This is a genomic window from Tepidimonas aquatica (assembly GCF_007556585.1).
Taxonomy (GTDB): domain Bacteria; phylum Pseudomonadota; class Gammaproteobacteria; order Burkholderiales; family Burkholderiaceae_C; genus Tepidimonas; species Tepidimonas aquatica.
Window position 1 is genome coordinate 86,063 of the sequence record NZ_VJNA01000005.1, and the last position, 21,149, is coordinate 107,211.

Annotated in this window: 20 protein-coding genes; 13 read left to right on the plus strand and 7 right to left on the minus strand. The window is 70.0% G+C overall.

Annotated elements, in window-relative coordinates:
• Positions 1-2 precede the first annotated feature (2 nt).
• Positions 3-1,109 carry a DNA polymerase III subunit beta gene (gene dnaN, locus Taqua_RS02915; protein WP_144324548.1) on the minus strand — a complete coding sequence of 369 codons (1,107 nt, stop codon included), beginning with the start codon at positions 1,107-1,109 and terminating at the stop codon, positions 3-5.
• A 7-nt stretch (positions 1,110-1,116) separates the two neighbouring features.
• Complete coding sequence (gene dnaA / locus Taqua_RS02920; RefSeq protein WP_144324550.1) at positions 1,117-2,550, minus strand: chromosomal replication initiator protein DnaA; 1,434 nt, start codon at positions 2,548-2,550, stop codon at positions 1,117-1,119.
• Positions 2,551-2,746: 196 nt separating this feature from the next.
• Here dnaA and rpmH point away from each other — a divergent pair, with 196 nt between their 5' ends.
• Genes rpmH through Taqua_RS02950 form a run of 6 tightly spaced genes read left to right on the plus strand, consistent with a single transcriptional unit; the run spans position 2,747 to position 8,031 of the window.
• The gene (gene rpmH, locus Taqua_RS02925) at positions 2,747-2,881 is read left to right on the plus strand and encodes a 50S ribosomal protein L34 (protein WP_047197195.1); all 135 of its coding nucleotides are present in this window, start codon (positions 2,747-2,749) and stop codon (positions 2,879-2,881) included.
• A 13-nt stretch (positions 2,882-2,894) separates the two neighbouring features.
• Positions 2,895-3,362 (plus strand): ribonuclease P protein component, encoded by a 468-nt coding sequence (locus Taqua_RS02930; RefSeq protein ID WP_342780894.1) that lies wholly within the window; start codon positions 2,895-2,897, stop codon positions 3,360-3,362.
• A gap of 26 nt (positions 3,363-3,388) precedes the next feature.
• Positions 3,389-3,664 carry a membrane protein insertion efficiency factor YidD gene (gene yidD, locus Taqua_RS02935; RefSeq protein WP_221933911.1) on the plus strand — a complete coding sequence of 92 codons (276 nt, stop codon included), beginning with the start codon at positions 3,389-3,391 and terminating at the stop codon, positions 3,662-3,664.
• Positions 3,661-5,373, plus strand: a complete 1,713-nt coding sequence (gene yidC / locus Taqua_RS02940) for a membrane protein insertase YidC (RefSeq protein WP_144324552.1) — start codon at positions 3,661-3,663, stop codon at positions 5,371-5,373. Before yidD ends, yidC begins: the two co-directional genes overlap by 4 nt.
• A 37-nt stretch (positions 5,374-5,410) precedes the next feature.
• A complete protein-coding gene (mnmE, locus tag Taqua_RS02945; RefSeq protein WP_144324554.1) occupies positions 5,411-6,841 on the plus strand; it encodes a tRNA uridine-5-carboxymethylaminomethyl(34) synthesis GTPase MnmE in 1,431 nt (476 codons plus the stop codon).
• A complete protein-coding gene (locus Taqua_RS02950) occupies positions 6,838-8,031 on the plus strand; it encodes a pyridoxal phosphate-dependent aminotransferase (protein ID WP_144324556.1) in 1,194 nt (397 codons plus the stop codon). Before mnmE ends, Taqua_RS02950 begins: the two co-directional genes overlap by 4 nt.
• A 57-nt stretch (positions 8,032-8,088) precedes the next feature.
• On the opposite strand, the gene Taqua_RS02955 is transcribed toward Taqua_RS02950, so the two are convergent.
• The 3 genes from Taqua_RS02955 to recA all read right to left on the minus strand — a co-directional run bounded on the left by Taqua_RS02955 (position 8,089) and on the right by recA (position 11,830).
• Positions 8,089-10,140 (minus strand): methyl-accepting chemotaxis protein, encoded by a 2,052-nt coding sequence (locus Taqua_RS02955; protein WP_144324558.1) that lies wholly within the window; start codon positions 10,138-10,140, stop codon positions 8,089-8,091.
• A 96-nt stretch (positions 10,141-10,236) separates the two neighbouring features.
• Positions 10,237-10,776: a recombination regulator RecX gene (gene recX / locus Taqua_RS02960; RefSeq protein WP_144324560.1), complete on the minus strand. Its 540-nt coding sequence runs from the start codon at positions 10,774-10,776 to the stop codon at positions 10,237-10,239.
• Positions 10,754-11,830, minus strand: coding sequence for a recombinase RecA (gene recA / locus Taqua_RS02965; RefSeq protein WP_144324562.1), 1,077 nt, complete (start codon positions 11,828-11,830; stop codon positions 10,754-10,756). Before recA ends, recX begins: the two co-directional genes overlap by 23 nt.
• Positions 11,831-11,969: 139 nt before the next feature.
• Between recA and Taqua_RS02970 the strand changes: the two genes are divergently transcribed.
• The 3 genes from Taqua_RS02970 to Taqua_RS02980 all read left to right on the plus strand — a co-directional run bounded on the left by Taqua_RS02970 (position 11,970) and on the right by Taqua_RS02980 (position 14,702).
• Positions 11,970-12,512, plus strand: a complete 543-nt coding sequence (locus Taqua_RS02970; protein ID WP_132963621.1) for a MarR family winged helix-turn-helix transcriptional regulator — start codon at positions 11,970-11,972, stop codon at positions 12,510-12,512.
• A gap of 44 nt (positions 12,513-12,556) precedes the next feature.
• Positions 12,557-13,231 (plus strand): response regulator, encoded by a 675-nt coding sequence (locus tag Taqua_RS02975; RefSeq protein WP_144324564.1) that lies wholly within the window; start codon positions 12,557-12,559, stop codon positions 13,229-13,231.
• A 70-nt stretch (positions 13,232-13,301) separates the two neighbouring features.
• Positions 13,302-14,702, plus strand: a complete 1,401-nt coding sequence (locus Taqua_RS02980; protein ID WP_144324608.1) for a sensor histidine kinase — start codon at positions 13,302-13,304, stop codon at positions 14,700-14,702.
• On the opposite strand, the gene Taqua_RS02985 is transcribed toward Taqua_RS02980, so the two are convergent.
• Entirely contained in the window at positions 14,681-15,337 is a 657-nt protein-coding gene (locus tag Taqua_RS02985; RefSeq protein WP_132963623.1) for a glutathione S-transferase family protein, read from the minus strand. The two genes, Taqua_RS02980 and Taqua_RS02985, sit on opposite strands and share 22 nt — an antisense overlap.
• Positions 15,338-15,697: 360 nt before the next feature.
• On the opposite strand from Taqua_RS02985, the gene Taqua_RS13175 reads away from it, so the two are divergent.
• A complete protein-coding gene (locus tag Taqua_RS13175; RefSeq protein ID WP_185969543.1) occupies positions 15,698-15,871 on the plus strand; it encodes a hypothetical protein in 174 nt (57 codons plus the stop codon).
• A gap of 15 nt (positions 15,872-15,886) precedes the next feature.
• Here Taqua_RS13175 and Taqua_RS02990 read toward each other — a convergent pair whose 3' ends face one another.
• Positions 15,887-18,553: a DNA topoisomerase III gene (locus tag Taqua_RS02990; RefSeq protein ID WP_144324566.1), complete on the minus strand. Its 2,667-nt coding sequence runs from the start codon at positions 18,551-18,553 to the stop codon at positions 15,887-15,889.
• A 145-nt stretch (positions 18,554-18,698) separates the two neighbouring features.
• On the opposite strand from Taqua_RS02990, the gene Taqua_RS02995 reads away from it, so the two are divergent.
• From Taqua_RS02995 to Taqua_RS03005, 3 genes are all read left to right on the plus strand, one after another.
• Positions 18,699-19,520 carry a biotin--[acetyl-CoA-carboxylase] ligase gene (locus Taqua_RS02995; RefSeq protein WP_144324568.1) on the plus strand — a complete coding sequence of 274 codons (822 nt, stop codon included), beginning with the start codon at positions 18,699-18,701 and terminating at the stop codon, positions 19,518-19,520.
• Entirely contained in the window at positions 19,514-20,260 is a 747-nt protein-coding gene (locus Taqua_RS03000) for an SPOR domain-containing protein (protein WP_144324570.1), read from the plus strand. Before Taqua_RS02995 ends, Taqua_RS03000 begins: the two co-directional genes overlap by 7 nt.
• A gap of 72 nt (positions 20,261-20,332) precedes the next feature.
• On the plus strand, positions 20,333-21,145 hold the full coding sequence (locus tag Taqua_RS03005; RefSeq protein ID WP_144324572.1) for a TIGR00266 family protein: 813 nt from the start codon (positions 20,333-20,335) through the stop codon (positions 21,143-21,145).
• Positions 21,146-21,149: the final 4 nt, after the last annotated feature.

The following is a 21,149-nucleotide window of genomic DNA, read 5'->3' on the forward strand; positions in this document are numbered from 1 at the left end:
CTTCAGATGCGCATCGGCATCACGACGTATTTGAAGTGCTCGTCGCCCGGCACCGTGATCAGCGCCGACGCGTTGCCGTCCTGCAGTTCGATGCGCACGTGCTCGGCGCTGACCGCCCCCAGCACATCCAGCAGGTATTGCACGTTGAAGCCGATGTCGATGACATCGCCCGTGTACTCGATGTCCAGCTCGTCCACCGCCTCTTCCTGCTCGGCGTTGTTGGCCGCCACCTGCAGCAGGCCCGGCTCCAGGTGCAGCCGCACCCCTTTGAACTTGTCGCTGGTCATGATGGCCGCGCGCTGCAGCGCCGCTTGCAACGGGGCGCGCCCCAGCACCACGACGTTGCGGTGCGCGGTGGGGATGACGCGCTGGTAGTCGGGGAATTTGCCCTCCACCAGCTTGGTCACGAACTCCAGCGCGCCCAGCGTCAACTTGGCCTGGTTGGTGGCAAAGCGCATCTCGATGGTGCCGTCTTGCTCGGTCAACAGCCGCTGCAGCTCCAGCACCGTCTTGCGCGCCAGGATCACCTCCTGGCGCGGCACCTCGACATCCAGCTCGGCGCTGGCCAGCGCCAGGCGGTGGCCGTCGGTGGCCACCAGCGTCAGCCGCCGCCCTTCGGCCACGAACAGGATGCCGTTGAGGTAGTAGCGGATATCCTGCACCGCCATGGCAAACGACACCTGCGCCAGCAACCGCTTGAGCACCTTTTGCGGCACCGCAAACGATGGGCCGTAGGCCGGCGCCTCTTGCACCTGCGGAAAGTCCTCCGCCGGCAGGGTCTGCAGCGTGAAGCGGCTCTTGCCGGCCTTGAGCACCAGCCGCGCGCCGCTGGCGTCCAGCGCCACGTTGTGCTGCGGCGACAAGGTGCGCAAGATATCGAGCAGCTTGCGCGCGCCCACCGTGGTGGCCAGCGGCCCCGGATCGCCGTCGAAGTCGGTCGTGCAGCGAATCTGGATTTCCAGGTCCGAGGTGGTCATCTGCAGCGTGGCGCCGTCGCGCCGCAGCAGCACATTGGCCAGGATCGGCACGGTGTGGCGCCGCTCGACGATGCCGCACACCGCTTGCAGCGCGGCCATCAGCCGCTCTTGCGTGGCTTGCAGGACGATCATGCCCGTCTCATCCTTTCAGGGTTTGCTCCAGCACGTGGAGCTGCTGGTTGAGCTCGCTGTCCACCTGGCGCTCGGCGGCCACCTTGCGCACCGCGTGCAGCACGGTGGTGTGGTCGCGCCCACCGAAGAGCTCGCCGATTTCGGGCAGGCTCTTTTGCGTCAGCTCCTTGGCCAGGTACATGGCGATCTGGCGCGGCCGCGCGATGTTGGCCGGGCGCTTTTTCGAGTACATGTCGGCAACCTTGATCTTGTAGAAGTCGGCCACCGTCTTTTGGATATTCTCGACGCTGATCTGGCGGTTTTGAATGTTGAGCAGGTCCTTGAGCGCCTCGCGCGCCACCGCGATCGAAATATCCTTTTGGTTGAAGCGCGCGTAGGCCAGCACCTTGCGCAGCGCCCCTTCGAGCTCGCGCACGTTGGAGCGCACGTTTTTGGCGACAAAAAACGCCACGTCCTCGGGCATCACCGCCCCTTCGGCGCGCGCCTTGCTGATCAGGATGGCCACGCGCATTTCCAGCTCGGGTGGCTCAATGGCCACCGTCAGGCCCGAGTCGAAGCGCGACACCAACCGCTCGTGGATGTCCGTCAACCCCTTGGGGTAGGTGTCGCTGGTCATCACGATGTGGCTCTTCTTGGCCAGCAAGGCCTCGAAGGCGTTGAAAAACTCCTCCTGCGTGCGGTCCTTGTTGGCAAAAAACTGCACGTCGTCGATCAGCAGCAGGTCCAGGCTGTGGTAGCGCTGCTTAAAAGCGTCGAAGGTCTTGCGCTGGTAGGACTTGACCACGTCCGACACGAACTGCTCGGCGTGGATGTACAGCACCTTGGCCTCGGGGCGTTCGGCCAGCAGGTGGTTGCCGATGGCGTGCACCAGGTGCGTTTTGCCCAGCCCCACGCCACCGTAAATGAACAGCGGGTTGTACATCTGCCCGGGGCTGGAGGCGACGTGCAGCGCCGCGGCGCGCGCCATGCGGTTGGCCGACCCCTCCACCAGCGTGGCAAACGTCAGGGCCGGGTTGAGGCGCGTGTGGTGCTGCGGCGCCGCTTCGGGCGACGCCAGCGGCGCTTCGGGCAGCGGGGGCAGTACCGCCTCGGTGCGCAGCGGCACGGCCACGCGCGGCGCCGCCACCCGGGCCGTGCCGGCGGGCGCCTCGCGCGGGGCCAACACCAGCTCCAGCGTCACCGGCTGGCCGGCGATGGCCTGCAACGCCGCCCCGATGCGGCCCGCGTACTGCGCACGCACCCAGTCGAGCTTGAAGCGGTTGGCCACCGCCAGCGTCACGCGCGAGCCGTCGTCGGCCACGCGCGCCACCAGCGGCCGCAGCCAGGTGTTGACCTGCTGCGCGGGCAACTCCTGCGCCAGCCGCTCGAGGCACGCCGACCACAGGTCGGGCGCCTGCGGCTCGCCGGCGGCAGGGTCGGAAACGGTGCGTGGGGAACTCATGACTGACCGGGATTGTACCGATGCGCCACCAGTTATCCACAGCGGGCAACCTCGCTTGACAGCCGCCTGGGCGTGCGTTCCAGGGCCAGCCACCGCGGTCTGGGCGCCGCCGGCCGGGCGCCCGCGTTGGCACTTCAGCACGGGATTTGCCATAATTGAGGGTTTTCGATCCGCAACCACATTTGTTTGGTGGAATATGAAGCGCACCTACCAGCCCTCCAAAGTTCGCCGCGCCCGCACCCACGGCTTTCTCGTTCGCATGAAGACGCGCGGCGGCCGCAAGGTCATCAATGCGCGCCGCGCCAAGGGCCGCAAGCGCTTGGCGGTCTGACGCCACCGCCGCCGTGGTGCGCGCCCGGCCGGTGCCGCCGTCCTCGCCGACGCTGAAGCGCGCGCGTGTGCAGCCGCTGCGGCGGCGCGCGCAGTTCGAAGCGGTGCTCGCCTCGCCCCCGATGGTGCAAACGGCGCACTTCGCCCTGCATGGCCGGCTGTGGTCGGCCGACGATGCCGCGTGGCGCGCCACGTTCGGTGCGCCCGGGCCGTGGCTGGGCGTGGTGGTGCCGCGGCGCTGGGCGCGCCGCGCGGTCACGCGCAACGCCATCAAACGGCAGGTGCGCGCGGTGGCGGCTCTGCACCCGCCGCCGGCCGGCGCGTGGGTGGTGCGCCTCAAGCGTGCGTGGCCGACGAGCGAATTCCCCAGCGCCACCTCGGCCCCGCTGCGCCGGGCCGTGCGCGCCGAACTGTTGCAACTGCTGGCGCAGCGGCTGCCCCAGCGGTTGACCGCGCACCGCGCGCAGGAGCCGGCGTGTTGAACCGCTGGCTGCCCGAGCTGGCCCGGCTGCCGCAGCGGCTGCTGATCGGCCTGGTGCAGGCCTACCGTGCGCTGCTGAGCCCATGGCTTGGGTCGTCGTGCCGCTTCGAGCCCACCTGTTCGGCGTACGCGCTGCAGGCGCTGCAGCGCCACGGCGCCGCCGCCGGCAGCTACCTGGCCGCACGGCGCATCCTGCGCTGCCACCCGTGGTGCGCCGGCGGCCACGACCCCGTGCCCGCACGCGCGCCGCGCCTGTTCACAGGCGGCGCTCCCTCCCCGCATGATCCCCCGACCACGTCATGAACGACATTCGCCGCTCCATCCTGTGGGTGATCTTTGGTTTTTCGCTGATCCTGCTGTGGGACCGCTGGCAGGTGCACCACGGGCAGCCCGCCACCTTCTTCCCCTCGGGCACGCCGCGCCCGGCCGCCACCGCCCCGACGGAGCCCTCGAAGGACGTGCCGCAGCCTAGCGTGGCGACCTCGGCCGCCCCGCCCGCGGGCGGGGCGGCGCCCGCGCCGAGCGTGCCGCGCCAGCGCCATACGGTGCGCACCGACGTGCTGGAGCTGACGCTGGACAGCGTCGGCGGCACCGTGGTCGAAGCCAAGCTGCTCAAGCACGCCACCGAAACCGGCAAGGCGCTGCGCCAGGGCTTCACGCCGCTGACGCTGCTCGTGGACGATGGCCAGCGCACCTACGTGGCGCAGTCGGGTCTGGTGGCCGAAGGCCGCGCGGCGCCCACCCACAAAACCCCGATGCGGCTGGTTGAGCCTGCGGCCGCCGTCGGCGCGCCGCTGGCGCTGGCCGACGGGCAAGACGCGCTGACCCTGGTGTTCGAGTCCGAACCGGTCGACGGCGTCGTGCTACGCAAGCGCTACACGTTCAAGCGCGGCAGCTACGCCATCGCCGTGCAGCACGAGGTCGTCAACCAAGGCGACGCGCCGGTGCAAGTACGGCCGTACCAGCAGTTGCTGCGCGACGGCCTCAAGGCTGGCAGCGAAACGCCGTTTTACTCCACCTTCACCGGGCCGGCCGTCTACAGCAGCGCGGCCAAGTACCAAAAGGTCGAGTTCGCCCACATCGACAAGGGCAACATCGACATCCAACGCCAGGCGGACGACGGCTACGTGGCGATGGTGCAGCACTACTTTTTCAGCGCCTGGCTGCTGCCGCAGGGTACACCGCGTGAAAACTTTGTGCGCAAGGTGGACAACCTGTACGCGGTGGGCCAGATCGGCCCGGCGCTGGCGGTTGCCCCAGGCGCGACCAGCTCCACCGCCGCGGCCACGCTGTACGTCGGCCCGCAGGAAGAAAAAGTCCTGCGCGAGGTCGCCCCGGGGCTGGAGCTGGTCAAGGACTATGGCTGGCTGACCATCATCGCCAAACCGCTGTACTGGCTGCTGGAAAAGATCCACACGCTGGTGGGCAACTGGGGCTGGGCCATCGTGCTGCTGGTGGTGCTGATCAAGGCGGCGTTTTACTGGCTCAACGCCAGCGCCTACCGCAGCATGGCCAAGATGAAGGCGATCAACCCGCGCATCATGGAAATGCGCGAGCGCCTCAAGGACAAGCCGCAGCTGATGCAGCAGGAGATGATGCGGCTGTACCGCGAAGAAAAGGTCAACCCGCTGGGCGGCTGCCTGCCGATCCTGATCCAGATCCCGGTGTTCATCGCACTGTATTGGGTGCTGCTGGCCAGCGTCGAGATGCGCAACGCCCCCTGGGTGGGCTGGATCGAGGACCTGTCGTCGCCCGACCCGTACTACGTGCTGCCGCTGATCATGGCGCTGACGACGGTGGTGCAAACGGCGCTGAACCCGCTGCCGCCCGATCCTTTGCAGGCCAAGATGATGTGGCTGATGCCGATCATCTTCAGCGTGATGTTTTTCTTCTTCCCGGCCGGCCTGGTGCTGTACTGGATCGTCAACAACGTGCTGACCATCGCGCAGCAGGCCTACATCAACCACACGATGGGCGTGCCGCTGAAGTTCAACCTGCCCAGCTTCAAGTGAGCGGCTGGGGCGCGCCAGCCCCACCGCATGGCCCCGTATGCTGCCGCGCCACCATGAACCGATCGTGGCCATCGCCACCGCGCCGGGGCGGGGCGCGGTGGGTATCGTGCGCCTGTCGGGGCAGGGGTTGGCGGCGCTGCACGAGCCGCTGACCGGACGTACCCTGACGCCCCGCCACGCCCACTACGGGCCGCTGCGCGGCGCCGACGGCACGGCGCTGGACCACGGGCTGGCGCTGTGGTTTCCGGCGCCCCATTCGTACACCGGCGAAGACGTGCTGGAGCTGCACGCGCACGGCGGCCCGGTGGTGCTGCAGTTGCTGCTGCAGCGCTGCCTGCAAGCCGCCGCCGAGGCCGACCCCCGCACCGGCCGGGCGCGGCTGCCGGGCCTGCGGCTGGCGCAGCCGGGCGAGTTCACCGAACGCGCGTTCCTCAACGGCAAGCTGGACTTGGCGCAGGCCGAGGCGGTGGCTGACCTGATCGACGCCAGCACCGAAGCGGCGGCGCGCAGTGCAGCGCGCTCGCTCGGCGGGGCGTTTTCGCAGGCGGTGCAGGCGCTGCGCGACGACCTGGTGCACCTGCGCATGCTGGTCGAGGCCACGCTGGACTTCCCCGAGGAAGACATCGACTTCATCCGCCAAGCCGACGCGGCGGGGCAACTCAACACGCTGCTGCAGCGCGTTGACGAGGTGTTGGCGCGCACCCGCCAAGGCGCGCTGCTGCGCGAGGGCATGCACGTTGTCATCGCTGGACAGCCCAACGCCGGCAAAAGCTCGTTGCTCAACGCGCTGGCGGGGGCGGAGCTGGCCATCGTCACGCCGGTGGCCGGCACCACGCGCGACGTCGTGCAGCAAGCCATCCAGATCGAGGGCGTGCCGCTGCACGTGATCGACACCGCCGGGCTGCGCGACGGCGAGGGCGTCGACGAGGTCGAGCGCATCGGCATCGCGCGCGCCTGGCAGCGCATCGAAGGGGCCGACGCCGTGCTGTTCGTGCACGACCTCACGCGCCGGCACGACCCCGCGTACCAAGCGGCCGACGCCACCATCGCCGCACGGCTGCAGCAGGTGCTGGCGGCCAACGTGCCGGTCATCGACGTCTGGAACAAAGCCGACGCCGCCCCCGACGCGCCCGCCTGCGGCGAGCACGGTGACCACGGCGTGGTGCTGTCGGCCAGCACCGGCGCCGGGTTGGATGCGCTGCGTCAGCGTCTGCTGCGCACGGTGGGTTGGCAGGGCCAGACCGCCGAGGGGCTGTACAGTGCGCGCCAGCGCCACGTGCAGGCGCTGCAGCGCGTGCGCGCGCACCTGCTGGCCGCGCAGGCCGAGTTGGACAGCCCTGCGCCCGCGTTGGAACTGCTGGCCGAAGAGCTGCGCCTGGCCCACGACGCCCTGGGCACGATCACCGGTGCGTTCGGCGCCGACGATCTGTTGGGCGAAATCTTTTCACGCTTTTGCATCGGCAAATGACCCACCCCACCCCCAGCGCACGCGCCCAGCAGGTGGCGCCCTTCCTCGTCATGCAGGTGGCCAAGGAAGCCGCGGCCCTGCAAGCCACGCGCTCGCCCGGGGCGCCACGCATGCTGTACCTGAACATCGGTGAGCCGGACTTTGTCGCGCCGCCGGTCGTGCAGGCCGCGGCCGAGCAGGCCATCCGCGCCGGGCGCACGCAGTACACCCCGGCGCTGGGGCTGGACGCGCTGCGCCAGCGGCTGTCGGCCTGGTACGCCCAGCGTTGGGGGGTGGAGGTGTCGCCGCAGCGCATCGTCATCACCGCGGGGGCCTCGGCCGGGCTGCAACTGGCGGCGATGGCCCTGTGGGACGCCGGTGACGACGTGCTGCTGCCCGACCCCTGCTACCCGTGCAACCGGCAAATCCTGACCAGCCTTGGGGTCAGCGCGACCACGGTGCCGACCACCGCCGCCACGCGCTACCAACCCACGCCAGCGCAACTGGAAGTGGCGTGGACGACCCGTACACGCGGCGTGATGCTGGCCTCACCAGCCAACCCGACCGGCACCTCCATCGAGCCCGAGGCGCTGCGTGGGGTGCTGGAACTCGTGCGCCGCCGCGGCGGCGCGCTCGTCGTCGATGAAATCTACCTCGGGCTGTCGTTCGACACGCGCTACGGCCGCACCGCGCTGGCGTTGGGCGACGACGTCATCAGCGTCAACAGCTTTTCCAAATATTTTGGCATGACCGGCTGGCGGCTGGGCTGGCTGGTGCTGCCCGAACCGCTCGTGCCGGTGGTGGAGCGGCTGGCGCAAAACCACTACATCTGCGCCAACGCCGTCGCGCAGCACGCGGCGCTGGCGTGCTTCGACGCGGATGCACTGGCCGAGTACGAGCGCCGCCGCGCCGCATACGCCGCACGGCGCGACGCGTTCGTGCCCGCGCTGCGCACGCTGGGCTTGGCGGTGCCGGTCGAGCCGGACGGTGCGTTTTACGTCTGGGCCGACGCCGGTGCGCAGCTGGCCCGCGCCGGTGCCGCCGACAGCACGGCGTTTGTGCGCGCCATGATGCACCACGCACGCGTCGTGGCCACCCCGAGCGCCGATTTCGGACAGGCCGACGGCGGGCGGTTCGTGCGCTTTTCGATCGCCACCGCGCGCGCCGACCTGGACGAGGCGATCGAGCGGCTGCGGCGCTGGCTCGGCTGACATCCCGGCACGCGCAACGCCGGCGCGCGTCGGCACCCGCACGCCGTGCGGGGGCGTTCAAAAGGTCTCCCAATCCCCTTCGGCGGCGCCGCCGGCCGGTGCGGGTGCGGCCGCCTTGCCGCCGGCTGGCAGCGCACGCGGCGCGGGCGACGCGGCGTGGCGCTGCTGCAGCGCCGCCGACTTGACCGCCCCCGCCACCGCGGCCTTGAGTTGTTGCAACGTCGCCACCACCGCACGACCCGCGCGGATGAACGCCGACTCGCCCTGCAGCAGCCGGTTGGCCTCCTCCGTCTTGCCCGCATTGACGAGCTCGGCGATGTGACCGGTTTCCTGGTGGAACTTTTTGTGCTGCTCCACCAGCGTCGTGAACAGCGGCAGGCTGCCGTAGCGCTGGCCGCCCGCGCCGTAAATCCATTTGCCGACCGCGCAGCAGTCGTCGCGGCGGATCGTGGCCACGTCGAGCTTGTCGCCCTTGAGGATGGCGTTGCGCAGTTTGATGCGCCACTGCTGGTGCGCTTTGATCGCGGCGTCAAAGTCGAATTGACTGGGGTCGTCGAGCGCCTGCGCCGCCTTGCGCAACGCCGTGGCGTCTTCCTTGACCAGCAGCTTGTCCTTGGGCGTAAGCCGAAACACCCGGATCGTGCCGTGCACGACCTGCACCTGCTCGTCCAGCGACACAGAGGCCGCCGCCATCTCTTCCACCATGGCGGCGTTTTGCTGCGTGATCGAGTCGAGGTTGGCGATCGCTTCGGCGATCTGCGCCACCCCCTGCTTTTGCTCGTTGGCCGAGTGGTGCACGTCCTCGAACACCCGCGCCACGCGCTCGACGGCCTCCATCATCGCGGTCATGCGCTCGTTGGCCTCGGCGGTGCGGGCGTCGCCCGCCAGCACCCGCTCGCGCGACTCGGTGATCAGCTGGCGGATCTGCTTGGCCGCTTCACCCGTGCGCTGGGCCAGCGCCCGCACTTCGCCGGCCACCACCGCAAAGCCGCGGCCGGCTTCGCCCGCGCGCGCGGCCTCCACCGCGGCGTTGAGCGCGAGGATGTTGGTCTGGAACGCCACGCCTTCGATGACCTGGATGATGTCGGTGATGCGCTGCGAGGATTCGGTGATCTCGCGCATCGTGCCCGAGAGGGCCCCGACCGCCTCGCTGCCGGTGCGCGCCAGCTCCAGCGTCTGGCGCGCCAGCGCCACGCCTTCATCGGCCAGGCGCGCCGTCTCCTGTGTCGTGCCGTTGATTTCCTCCATCGACGCCGCGGTCTGCTCCAGGCTGGCCGCGGCGTTTTCGGTGCGACGGGACAGGTCTTGGTTGCCCGCGGCGATTTCCTGCGTGCCGCCGCGCAGGTTGGCCACTTCGTGGCGGATGTCGCGCACCACGGTGCGCACACCCACCTTCAGCTGCTGCAGCGACAGTTGGATGCGGCGCAGTTCTAACCCGGTGTCCACCGTGATCGGCTCGACCAGGTCGCCCGAGGCCAACTGCTCGGCCTGGCGCACGATGCGCTGGATCGGGCGCATCAGGTGCAGCTCCGTCAGCACCGTTACCGCAGCCACCACCGCCAGGCCCGCCGCCCAGACCACCCACACGGGCGCGCCCAGCGTGGCGGTGACCATCGGCGCCAGCGCCGCAGCCAGCGTGCCCAGCGCGATGCGCCCGCGCAAGCCGGGCTTGAGCGCGCGGCCCAGCGCGAACAGCCAGCCCGCGCGCACCACCTCGCCCCCCTGCAGCCGGGTGCTCAGGCGGCCGCGTTCGGCCTCGGCGCGCATGCGGGCGTACAGCGCCTCGGCGGCTTCGACCTCCTGCGCGGTCGGCTTGGTGCGCACCCAGTAGTGGTCGCCGTTTTTGCGCCGGTTTTTGACCAAGCCGGTCCACGGCCGCCCTTCCTGCAGGATGGTGTGCCACATGTCGCGGAAGGCTTCTTCCGGCATGTCCGGGTGGCGAATGATGTTGTGCGGCTGGCCCAGCAACTCGTCGCGCGTGTAGCCGCTGACGGCGACAAAATTGTTGTTGGCGTAGGTGATGCGACCCTTGACGTCGGTGACCGAAATCAGGGTCTGGTCGGCGGGGAAATCGTAGGCTTTTTGGGTAACAGGCAAATTGACACGCATGGGCAGGCCCCTTCGGCGACGAGTCACCCGCTCGCGGACGACCCGCCGTGCTCGTCTCATGAGAGCGTGGCGGTGGAAGGCTTGTGCACCTTGGCATCAGCCGTCGTCCCCTGGGGCACCGTCGCCGCCATCGACGACCTGTGGCACCACGCGGCGCACAACCTCGGGCGCAAAGCCGCGCGCGAGCAAAAAGCGCTGCTGTCGCGCTCGCTCGGCGACGTCGCGCGGCGGTTGGCCAAAGCGGTGTGCCCACACGGCGTGTGCGCGCTGCGCCTCAGTGGCTTCGGCCCAGGCGCGGGCCTGGGCCAGCGCTTCACCATCCACCCCACGCGCGCGCAGCTCGGCGCTCAGGCGCGCCGCGCCAAGGCGCTGGCCACGGCGGTGCAGGTGGGACTGCACCGCGCGCTGTTCGTCCAGCCAGCCCTTGGCCGCGCATTCGTCCAGCACCGCCTGCAGCGCGGCCTCGTCATCAGCGTAGGGGGCCAGGCGCTGCGCCAGCTCGGCGCGGGTGTGGTCGCGGCGCGCCAGCAGGCGCAGCGCACGCGCGCGCAGGCTGGGGCCATCGCGGCCGGTGCGCCCGGGTTCGGCAGGCGCGTGCGGGTCGTGCGCGGCCTCAGACCTCGTCAAACGCCGCATCGGGCTCGACCTCGTCGTCGGGCGCGGTGCTGGGCAACGCCGCCACCCCCACCAAAGCGCGGATTTTGTTTTCGATTTCGTGCGCCAGGTCGGGGTTTTCTTTCAGGAATTCGCGCGCGTTTTCGCGCCCCTGGCCGATTTTTTCACCGTTGTAGGCGTACCAGGCGCCGGACTTTTCGATGACCTTGTGCTGCACACCCAGGTCCACGATTTCGCCCTCGCGGCTGATGCCTTCGCCGTACAGGATGTCGAAGTCGGCCGTCTTGAACGGCGGCGCCACCTTGTTTTTGACCACCTTGACCTTGGTTTCGCTGCCGATGACCTCGTCGCCTTTCTTGATCGATCCGGTGCGGCGGATGTCGATGCGCACCGAGGCGTAGAACTTGAGCGCGTTGCCGCCGGTGGTGGTTTCGGGGCTGCCAAACATCACGCCGATCTTCATGCGGATCTGGTTGATGAAGATGACCATGCAGTTGGTCTTCTTGATGGTGGCGGTGAGCTTGCGCAGCGCCTGGCTCATCAGGCGCGCCTGCAGGCCCGGCAGGCTGTCGCCCATGTCGCCTTCGATTTCGGCTTTGGGCGTGAGCGCCGCCACCGAGTCCACCACGATCAGGTCCACGGCGCCGGAGCGCACCAGGCTGTCGACGATTTCCAGCGCCTGCTCGCCGGTGTCGGGCTGGCTGATCAGCAGGTTGGACAGGTCCACGCCCAGCTTTTGCGCGTACTGCACGTCCAGCGCGTGCTCGGCGTCGACGAAAGCGCAGATGCCGCCCTGCTTTTGCATTTCGGCGATCACCTGCAGCGTCAGCGTCGTTTTGCCCGACGACTCGGGGCCGTAGATCTCGATGATGCGCCCGCGTGGCAGCCCGCCCACGCCCAACGCCAGGTCCAGCCCCAGCGAGCCGGTGGACACCACCTGGATGTCCTCGACCTTCTCACCTTCGGCCAGGCGCATGATGGTGCCTTTGCCGTACTGCTTTTCGATCTGCGCCAGCGCCGCGGCCAGGGCCTTGGCTTTGTCGGGGTCCGGGGTGCGGGTGGTGGTGGCGTTCATCGTTGGGGCCTCCTTGCGGTGGGATGATGGGTACAGCGGCGGGTGAGGGTGCCTCAGCGCGGCTGCGTGGGACACAGTGTAGCGCGGACTACATCTTCAAAAACCTATTTTTTGGTCAGTTTGCTTTACTATATGGCGTATGACCACCCTGTCCTACGGCGTTGACGAGCGCTGGCGCCTGACGCACCTGGGGCGGCTGCTCGGCCACGCACGGCGCCGCTTCGATGAGCGGGTGCTGTGGCTGATGGCGCACAGCCCACACGCGCCGCTGGCGCTGTCCAACCTGGCGGCGCGCCAACGCATCAGCGCGGCCATCGTGCACATCACCCGCCACCTGCCGCTGGCGGGCGCGCGCCTGAGTGAGCTGGCCGCCAGCGCCGGCATGACCAAGCAGGCCATGGGTGACTTGGTGGACCAGTGCGTGGCGTGGGGGCTGGTGCGCCGCGAGCCAGACCCGCGCGACGCGCGGGCGCGGCGCATCGTCTTCACGCCGACGGGCCTGGACTGGCTGCAGGCGTTTCGCCGCGCCGTGGAGCAGGCCGAAGCCGAGTTCCGCGCCGCGGTGGGCGACGCAGTGGCGGCGGTGGTGCTGCTGGGACTGGAGGCCTACGCCGACGGCGACCCTGCACCGCCGCGCCGACAACGCCCCTACAATGTTCGTGACCGCGACCAGGCGCCCTAAAGCAGCGCCGGTGGCCGCGTGCCTGCTGCTTTAGGGTCGATACGATGCGCATCCTCATCGCCGAAGACGACCAGGTGCTGGCCGACGGGCTGCAGCGCACGCTGCGCGCCGCCGGCGCGGCCGTGGACCATGTGGCCAGCGGCGACGCCGCCGACGCCGCACTGCTGGTCAGCGACAACTTCGACCTGCTGATCCTGGACCTGGGGCTGCCGGGCATGGGCGGGCTGGAGGTGCTGCGCCGCCTGCGCGCGCGCGGCTCGCGGCTGCCGGTGTTGATCCTGACCGCTGCCGACAGCGTCGAGGACCGGGTGCGCGGGCTGGACCTGGGCGCCGACGATTACATGGCCAAGCCGTTTGCGCTGGCCGAGCTGGAAGCGCGCGTGCGCGCGCTGGTGCGCCGCGGCAACGGGGCGGCCTCCAGCCTGATCCAGCACGGGCCACTGACCTACGACCAAGCGGGCCGCGTCGTCACGATCGATGGCAAGATGGTCGAGCTGTCCGCGCGCGAACTCAGCCTGCTGGAGGTGCTGCTGCAACGCGCCGGGCGCCTGGTCAGCAAGGAACAGCTCGTCGAGCGGCTGTGCGAGTGGGGCGACGAAGTCAGCAACAACGCCATCGAGGTGTACATCCACCGTCTGCGCAAAAAGATCGAGCGCGGCCCGATCCGCATCGCCACCGTGCGCGGACTGGGGTACTGCCTTGAAAAAATCCCGTCCTGAGGGCCGCGGCGGCGGGCGCACGCTGTGGCAGCGCGAGCAGCCCAGCTTGTTTGGCGAAATCCTGGACTGGATGCTGACGCCACTGCTGCTGCTGTGGCCGCTGTCGCTGGGGCTGACCTGGTTTGTGGCGCAAAGCATCGCCAACCGGCCGTACGACCGCGCGCTGGAGTTCAGCCTGCAGGCGCTGACCCAGTTCGTCACCGTCGACAGCGGGCGTGTCACCTTCACGCTCACCCCGCAGGCGCGCGACCTGCTGCGCGCCGACGGCACCGACCTCGTCTTTTACCAGGTGGTCGACGGCGACGGCCGCCTGGTCAGCGGCGACCCGGATCTGCCGCCGCCCCCGGCCGACGTGGCGCCGCGCCCGGGGGTGGTGGTGCTGCGCGACGACATCGTGCGCGACGAGGACGTGCGCGTGGCCTACACGTGGTTGATGCGCGCCGACCAACGCAAACCGATGGCGCTGATGCAGGTGGCCGAAACGCGCGGCAAACGCTCCAAACTCGCCACCGAAATCATCAAGGGGGTGATGGTGCCGCAGTTCATCATCCTGCCGCTGGCGGTGCTGCTGGTGTGGCTGGCGCTGGTGCACGGCATCCGGCCGTTGAGCGCGCTGGAGCGCCGCATCCGCTCGCGCCGCCCCGACGACCTCAGCCCGATCGACGAGGCCGAGGTGCCGCAGGAGGTGGCGCCGCTGGTGTCGTCGATCAACGACCTGCTGCATCGGCTGGGCACCACGCTGTCGAACCAAAAGCGCTTTTTGGCCGACGCCGCGCACCAGCTCAAAACCCCGCTGGCAGGGCTGCGGCTGCAGGCCGAAATGGCGCAAATGCAACTGCCCGCCGGCGCGGGCGAAGACATCGAGCGCACCCTGCGCCAGATCGCCAACTCCAGCGTGCGCGCCACGCACACCGTCAACCAACTGCTGGCGCTGGCACGTGCCGAAGCCGCCGGCCAGGCGCTGCCGCGCGAACCGGTGGACCTGCTGACGGTAGCCCGCCAGGTGGTCGAAGACCTGGTGCCGCTGGCGTTGGACAAGGGGCTGGACCTGGGCTTTGAGTCCCTGCCCGCGCCCGAGATGCTGCGCGGCGCGCCGCCGCTGCGGCTGTGGGGCAACGCGGTGCTGCTGGCCGAACTCGTGCGCAACCTGACCGACAACGCCTTGCGTTACACGCCGCGCGGCGGCGTGGTGACGGTGCGTGTGCTCAGCGACCCGTGGGGCGGCGTGCAGTTGCTGCAAATCGAGGACGACGGCCCCGGCATCGACCCGGCCGAGCGCGAGCGCGTGCTGGCGCCGTTTTACCGCGCGTTGGGCACCAACGTCGAAGGCTCCGGGCTGGGACTGGCCATCGTGCACGAGATCGTGCGCCAACACCACGCCACCCTGAGCATGGAAGAGGCCCACCCCGGCGCCGGCGCGCGCCGCGGCCTGCGCGTGACGGTGCGCTTTCAGGCCGCCGCGGGCTGGTAGACGTTGAGCTGCAGCCGCTCGCGCTCCACCACGCGCGCCACCGGCGGTAGCGCCGCGAACGACTGCGCCAGCGCCCAGGTGTGCGGCAGCGTGGTCGGGTCGATGCCGGCAAAGCCACCCCAGCGCAGCAGCGTCAGCGCGTAGGCGTCCAACAGGCCAGGCGACGCACCGCCCAACCACGGCCCCGAGCGGGTGGTCACCATGGCCTCCAGCTCCTCGAGCAACGCCCGGTAGCGTGTCAGCGCATGCGCCTTCACGCTGGCCTGCGCCGCCGCGTCGTCGGTGAACTTGGCCGGCATGAACACGTGCGTGAACGTCGGGTGCACGGTGTTGTTCATCCACGCCAGCAGCTCCAGCGCGCGCGTGCGCGCCAGCCCCTGCGGCGGCAGCAGTTGCGCCTGCGGAAAACGGGCGTCCAGGTGCAACCCGATGGCCACGATCTGCGTGATCGCCTGACCATCGTCCACCAACACGGGCACTTGCCCGCGCGGGTTGATGGCACGAAACGCGGGGCTGTGGTGCTCGCCCTTATGCAGCTTGACCAGCACCGGCTCGAAGCTGGCGCCGGCCAGCTCCAGCGCGGCATGGGGCACGAACGAGCACGCCCCGGGGGCGTAGTACAGTTGCAATGGCATGGTGTCTCCTTGGCAGGCGGGTACGGCAGCGCCCTATGATAGCCACGCCCGCCCTCAGCCCCAAGCGCCCGATGTCACCCACGCCCGCCCCGCCCACCGCTGCGCCACTACCCGCCTGGCTGACCGCCGCACATGTGCAGGCGCTGCCGTTGCTGCTGGACGACGCTGCGCTGGACGACGACATCACCGCGCAGGCGTTGGCGCGCCTGCCGCGCCCCACACGCTGGCGTGCGTTGCGGCGCACGGCTTCGGTGGCGTGGTGCAGTCGCGCCGGCTGCAGGTGCCGCTGGCGCGCGCGCAGCTGCCGCCACCCCTGGACGCCCAGGTGCCCACGGGCGGGCTGGTGTTGGGGACCTGACCGTGCGCGGGCGCGCCGCCGGGGTGTTGTGGGTCGACGGTGGTCTGGGCGCCCCGGCGCTGAGCGACGCGCAGTACCAGGGCGTCAAGCGCCTGACCGTGCACCTGGCCCGCGAACTGACGCGGCTGCTGGTGCTGCAACAGCGCCGGGGCACCGCACCCGCCGGTGGCGGGTGAAGGCGGGTGTTCGGGTCAACCCGCGCTGCGGCGGCCGCGCGTCGCGCTGGCCGCCCGCGGACGTGCGCTGGGCGCGCGCGGCTCGAACTCGAACCCCACTTTGCCGGCGCTGGCGTCCCACACCAAGCGCGCCTTGAAGCACCGCCGCGTACGGTTGGAAACAAACCCCTCCAGCCAGTCGGTGTGGCCTTCGCGCAGCAGCTTGCTCATCTGGTCCGGCGCCACCGGCTGCTGCAGGATCGTGGTGGCGCTGCGAAAGTCGCAGCCCGGTTGCGACTGCTGCGCGGTCGGCACGGCGCGCATGCAAACGTATTGGTTGCCCAGCGCCACCACGGGGCTGCCGCACTTCGGGCACGGCCCCAGCGAGGGCAGCGCGGCCACGTCCACCGCCTCGCCGCCGTCGGAGCCGGCGCTGGCGTCGTCGCCAAAGTCGAACGCCAGCTTCCACTGCCCATCGGCGTCGGGCTTGAGCAGCAATTCGGCTGAAAACGGCCGCCCCATCTTCGAGCGAAATCCCTCCAGCGGCCCCAGGCGGTGTTGGCGCAGCAGCGCTTCGGCCTCGTCCGGCGCCAGGATGCGCCCCCCCGGTGCCTTGCCGAACGAAAACCCACACCCGGCCCCACGGCCGTCGGCGCCGGTGCAGGCGTAACGGCGGTAGTTTTCCTTGACGATGCCACCGCACTGCGGGCAAGGCGTCTGCAACGTGGCGTAGTCACCCGGCACGCTGTCGCGGTCGAACGACTTGGCCTTGTGCACGATGCGCTCGGTCATCGCGGCAATGTCGCGCATGAAGGCCTCACGCGACAGCTCGCGGCGCTCGATTTGTGCGAGCTTGTATTCCCATTCGCCGGTCAGCTCCGGGCGCGTCAGCTCCTCCACGCCCAGCCCGCGCAACAGCGTCATCAGCTGGAACGCCTTCGGCGTTGGCACCAGCTCGCGTCCCTCGCGCACCAGGTATTTTTCCTCCAGCAGCCCTTCGATGATGGCCGCGCGCGTGGCCGGCGTGCCCAGCCCTTTGTCGGCCATCGCCAAGCGCAGCTCCTCGTCCTCGACACGCTTGCCGGCCGACTCCATCGCCGCCAGCAGCGTGGCTTCGGTGTAGCGCGCCGGCGGGCGCGTCTGGCGCTCCTGCACGGTGGCTTCTTCGGTGCGCACGGTTTCGCCGGGCTGCACCGGCACCAGCGGCTGGCCCTTGTCGCCCGCTTGCGCGCCCTCGACGTCGGCGGCCGCTTCACGCCCGTACACCGCCATCCAGCCGGCATCGACCAACACGCGGCCTTCGGTCTTGAAGTGGTGCTCGACGCCACCCGCACACGCCACGCGCGTGATGCGCGTGGTGACCAGGAATTGCGCCGCCGGGAAAAACACCGCGATGAAGCGACGCACCACCAGGTCGTACAGCTTTTGCTCGGCGTCGCTAAGGCCCTGGGGCAATTGGCCGGTGGGGATGATGGCAAAGTGGTCGCTGACCTTGGCGTCGTCGAACACGCGCTTGGTGGGTCGCACCCAGTCGTTGTCCAGCGCCTTGCGGGCGTGCGGCGCCAGGTGCGGCAGGTCGCTGTCAGCCAACGCGCGCAGCGTGGCACGTACCGGCCCCAGGTAGTCGCTGGGCAGCGCGCGTGCATCGGTACGGGGGTAGGTCAGCACCTTGTGCTTTTCATACAGCGCCTGCGCCAGCGCCAGCGTCGTCTTGGCCGAAAAGCCGTAGCGTGCGTTGGCTTCGCGCTGCAGGGTGGTCAGGTCGTACAGCAAGCCGCAGGCTTGGGTGGCGGGCTTGCTCTCCTCGGTCACGCTGGCGGGCTGGCCCCGCACGGCGTCGGCGATGGCGCGCGCTTGCGCTGCGTCCCACAGACGCTCGGGGCGCAGCTCGGCATCGGCGTCGTCGCCGGTGGGTTTGCGCCAGGCCGGGTCGAACCAGCGCCCGGCGTAGCTGCCCGCCTGCGCGGCGAAGGTGGCGTGCACCTCCCAGTAGTCGCGCGCGCGGAAACGCCGGATCTGCTCCTCACGCTGCACCACCAGCGCCAGCGTGGGCGTCTGCACACGCCCGACGGTGGTCAGGAAAAAGCCACCGTCACGGCTGTTGAACGCGGTCATCGCGCGTGTGCCGTTGATGCCGACCAGCCAGTCGGCCTCCGAGCGGCTGCGCGCGGCATCGGCCAGCGGGCGCATCTGCTCGTCGCTGCGCAGGTGTTCGAAGGCCTCGCGAATGGCCTGCGGCGTCATCGACTGCAACCACAGCCGCTTGACCGGCTTGCCCAGCGGCTTGGGCTGGCCGCCCTTGTCGGTGCCGCCGGCGTACTGCTCGATCAGCCGGAAAATCAGCTCCCCCTCCCGCCCCGCGTCGCAGGCGTTGACGAGTTCGGCCACGTCCTTGCGCCGCGCCAGCTTGACGATGGCTTGCAGCCGGCCCTTGGTCTTGTCCAGCGGCTTGAGCTCGAAGTACGGGGGTATCACCGGCAGGTGGGCAAAGCTCCACTTGCCGCGCTTGACCTCGTAGGCCTCGGGCGCGGCGATCTCCAGCAAATGCCCCACCGCCGAGGTGACGATGTAGCGCTCGTTTTCGTAGTGGTCGTCGTGTTTGTCGAACTTGCCGGCCACCGGCGTGAGCGCACGCACAATGTCCAGCGCCACCGAAGGTTTTTCGGCGATGACCAGGGTTTTGGCAGCAGAGGTTGCGTTCATTGTTCCTACAATGCATGACAGCCGTGGGGCCGGCCCGCGGGGCGATGCCAGCCCCGCTGAACTGGAGGGTGGACCTGCCCTCGCGCGTGCGCACGCGCGCCCACACATGTCAACACCATAGCAAACTTTGCCCGCCGCCACGCCGATGAACGACCGCACCGCCACCGACCCAGCCCTGCTGCGCCGTCTGCACGCCGGGGCTGAGGCCCTTTGGCAAGCGCTGGTGCCGTTCGAGCCAGGCCTCACCGTCGAGGTCGTGCCGCACATCGACTCCACCAACGCCGAGCTGTTGCGCCGCGCGCGCGCCGGGCAAGCCGCCCCCACGGTGTTGGCCGCGCTGACGCAGACCGCGGGGCGGGGTCGGCGCGGGCGGCCCTGGGTCACCGTGCCGGGCGCGTCGCTGGCGTTTTCGGTGGGGCTGCCGATGGCCCCGGCGCAATGGGCCGGGCTGTCGCTGGCGGTCGGCGTGGCCGTGGTCAGCGCGCTGCCACCCGGGGTGCGGCTCAAGTGGCCCAACGACCTGTGGTGGCACGGGCGCAAACTCGGCGGCATCCTGATCGAAACCGCTGCGCTGCCTGACATGCAGCCGCGCTACGCGGTCATCGGCCTGGGTCTCAACCTGCACACGCCACAGCTGCCCCCCGAAGCCGCGCTGGATGCGCTGCCACCAGTGGGGTTGCGCGAGCTTCCGGCCGATGGCCAACCGCCGCTGGACGACGCCGGCGTGTGGCTGGCGCGCCTGGCGCCGGCCATGGTGCACGCGGCGCGTTCGTTCGAGCGCGAAGGCTTCGGCCCCTGGCAGGCGCGCTTTGGCGCGCTGGACGCGCTGGCCGGGCGTGCCGTGGTGACCAGCGACGGCTTGCATGGTGTGGCCGACGGTGTCGACGGCGACGGCGCGTTGCGCATCCGCACGCCACAAGGCGTGGTACGGGTGCAGCACGGTGAGGTGAGCGTGCGGCCATGCTGAGGGTGCTGGTGCTGCTGTTGCTGCTGGCCAACGCCGCGTTGGCGGCGTGGCAGTGGGGCTGGCTGGGGGCCCCGCCCCCGGCACCCGCGCAGGCCGCCAGCGAGCCGCAGCGGCTCGCACAACAGATCGAGCCCGAGCGGCTGCGGCTGCTGAACCCACCGGGCCAAGCCGGCCACGCCACGGAGCCTACCCCGCCACCGCAGCAGGAGGCGCCACCACCCGTGCCGACCACGCAGCCCACCGACACGCCCACGCCGCCCGGGGCCGTGGCTCGCGAGGCGCGGCGTTGCTGGCAACTGCCACCGCTGCCGCTGGAGCAGGCCCAGGCGTTACGCCGCAGCGCCGAAACGCAGGCCGACCTGCGCGGCCGCCACACCGAAACGCCGGGCACGCTGCCGGTGCGTTGGTTGGTGTACATTGGCCCGCTGGCCGAGGCCGACCTGGCCGCGCGCCGTGCCGCGCTGCGACTGCAAGGGCTGGATCACCGCACGGTCGAAGTCCCTGGCACCGGCAGCGGGCTGGCGCTGGGCACCTTCTCGACCGAAGACGCCGCGCGGCGCGCCCTGGCCGAAGTGCAACAGCGTGGCGTGCGCGACGCGCGCGTGGTGCGCGAGCGCCCGCCGGTCAACGTGCTGACGCTGCGCTGGCCCGACCTGACCGACGCCGAACTGGCGCGCTTGCGTACGGCGCTGGGCACGCAAGCGCGTAGCCTGGCGGCGTGCCCCGCCACGGGCGGTTGAGCCTCGGGCCCGGCGATCCCCACATCCTGATTCCGCTGAGCAACCCACGACAACCTCACCAGGAGCCACCCCATGGGCATGGACGTCATCGATTACGACATCCGCGGCGCGGAGATGCAGTTTGTCGAGATCGAACTCGACCCCGGCGAAGCCGCCATCGGCGAAGCCGGCAGCCTGATGATGATGGACGACGGCATCGTGATGGACACGGTGTTGGGCGACGGCAGCGCGCAGCAGGGCGGTTTTTTCGGCAAGCTGCTGGGGGCGGGCAAGCGTCTCATCACCGGCGAGTCGCTGTTCACCACCGTCTACATCAACCAGGGCAGCGGCAAGCGGCGCGTGGCGTTTGCTGCGCCCTACCCCGGCAAAATCCTGCCGATGAACCTGCGCGCGCTGGGCGGCACGCTGATCTGCCAAAAGGACAGCTTCCTGTGCGCGGCGCGTGGCGTCAGCCTGGGCATCGCGCTGCAGCGCAAGCTGTCGGTGGGCTTTTTTGGCGGCGAAGGCTTCATCATGCAGCGCTTGGATGGCGATGGATTGGCGTTTGTGCACGCGGGCGGCACGGTGGTCAAGCGCGAGCTGGCCGCCGGCCAGGTGCTGCGCGTCGACACCGGCTGCGTGGTGGCCTACACCGCGCAGGTCGATTTCGACATCGAATACGTAGGCAAGATCAAAACCGCGCTGTTCGGTGGCGAGGGCCTGTTTCTGGCGCGGCTGCAAGGCCCGGGCACGGTGTGGCTGCAAAGCTTGCCGTTTTCGCGCCTGGCCTCGCGCGTGTTTGCCGCCGCGCCGCAGTTGGGCGGCCGGCGCGAGGAAGGCTCGCTGCTGGGCGGTTTTGCCGCCGGCGGCGCGCTGGGGGGCCTGCTGGGCGGCGACGACGAGTAAGCGC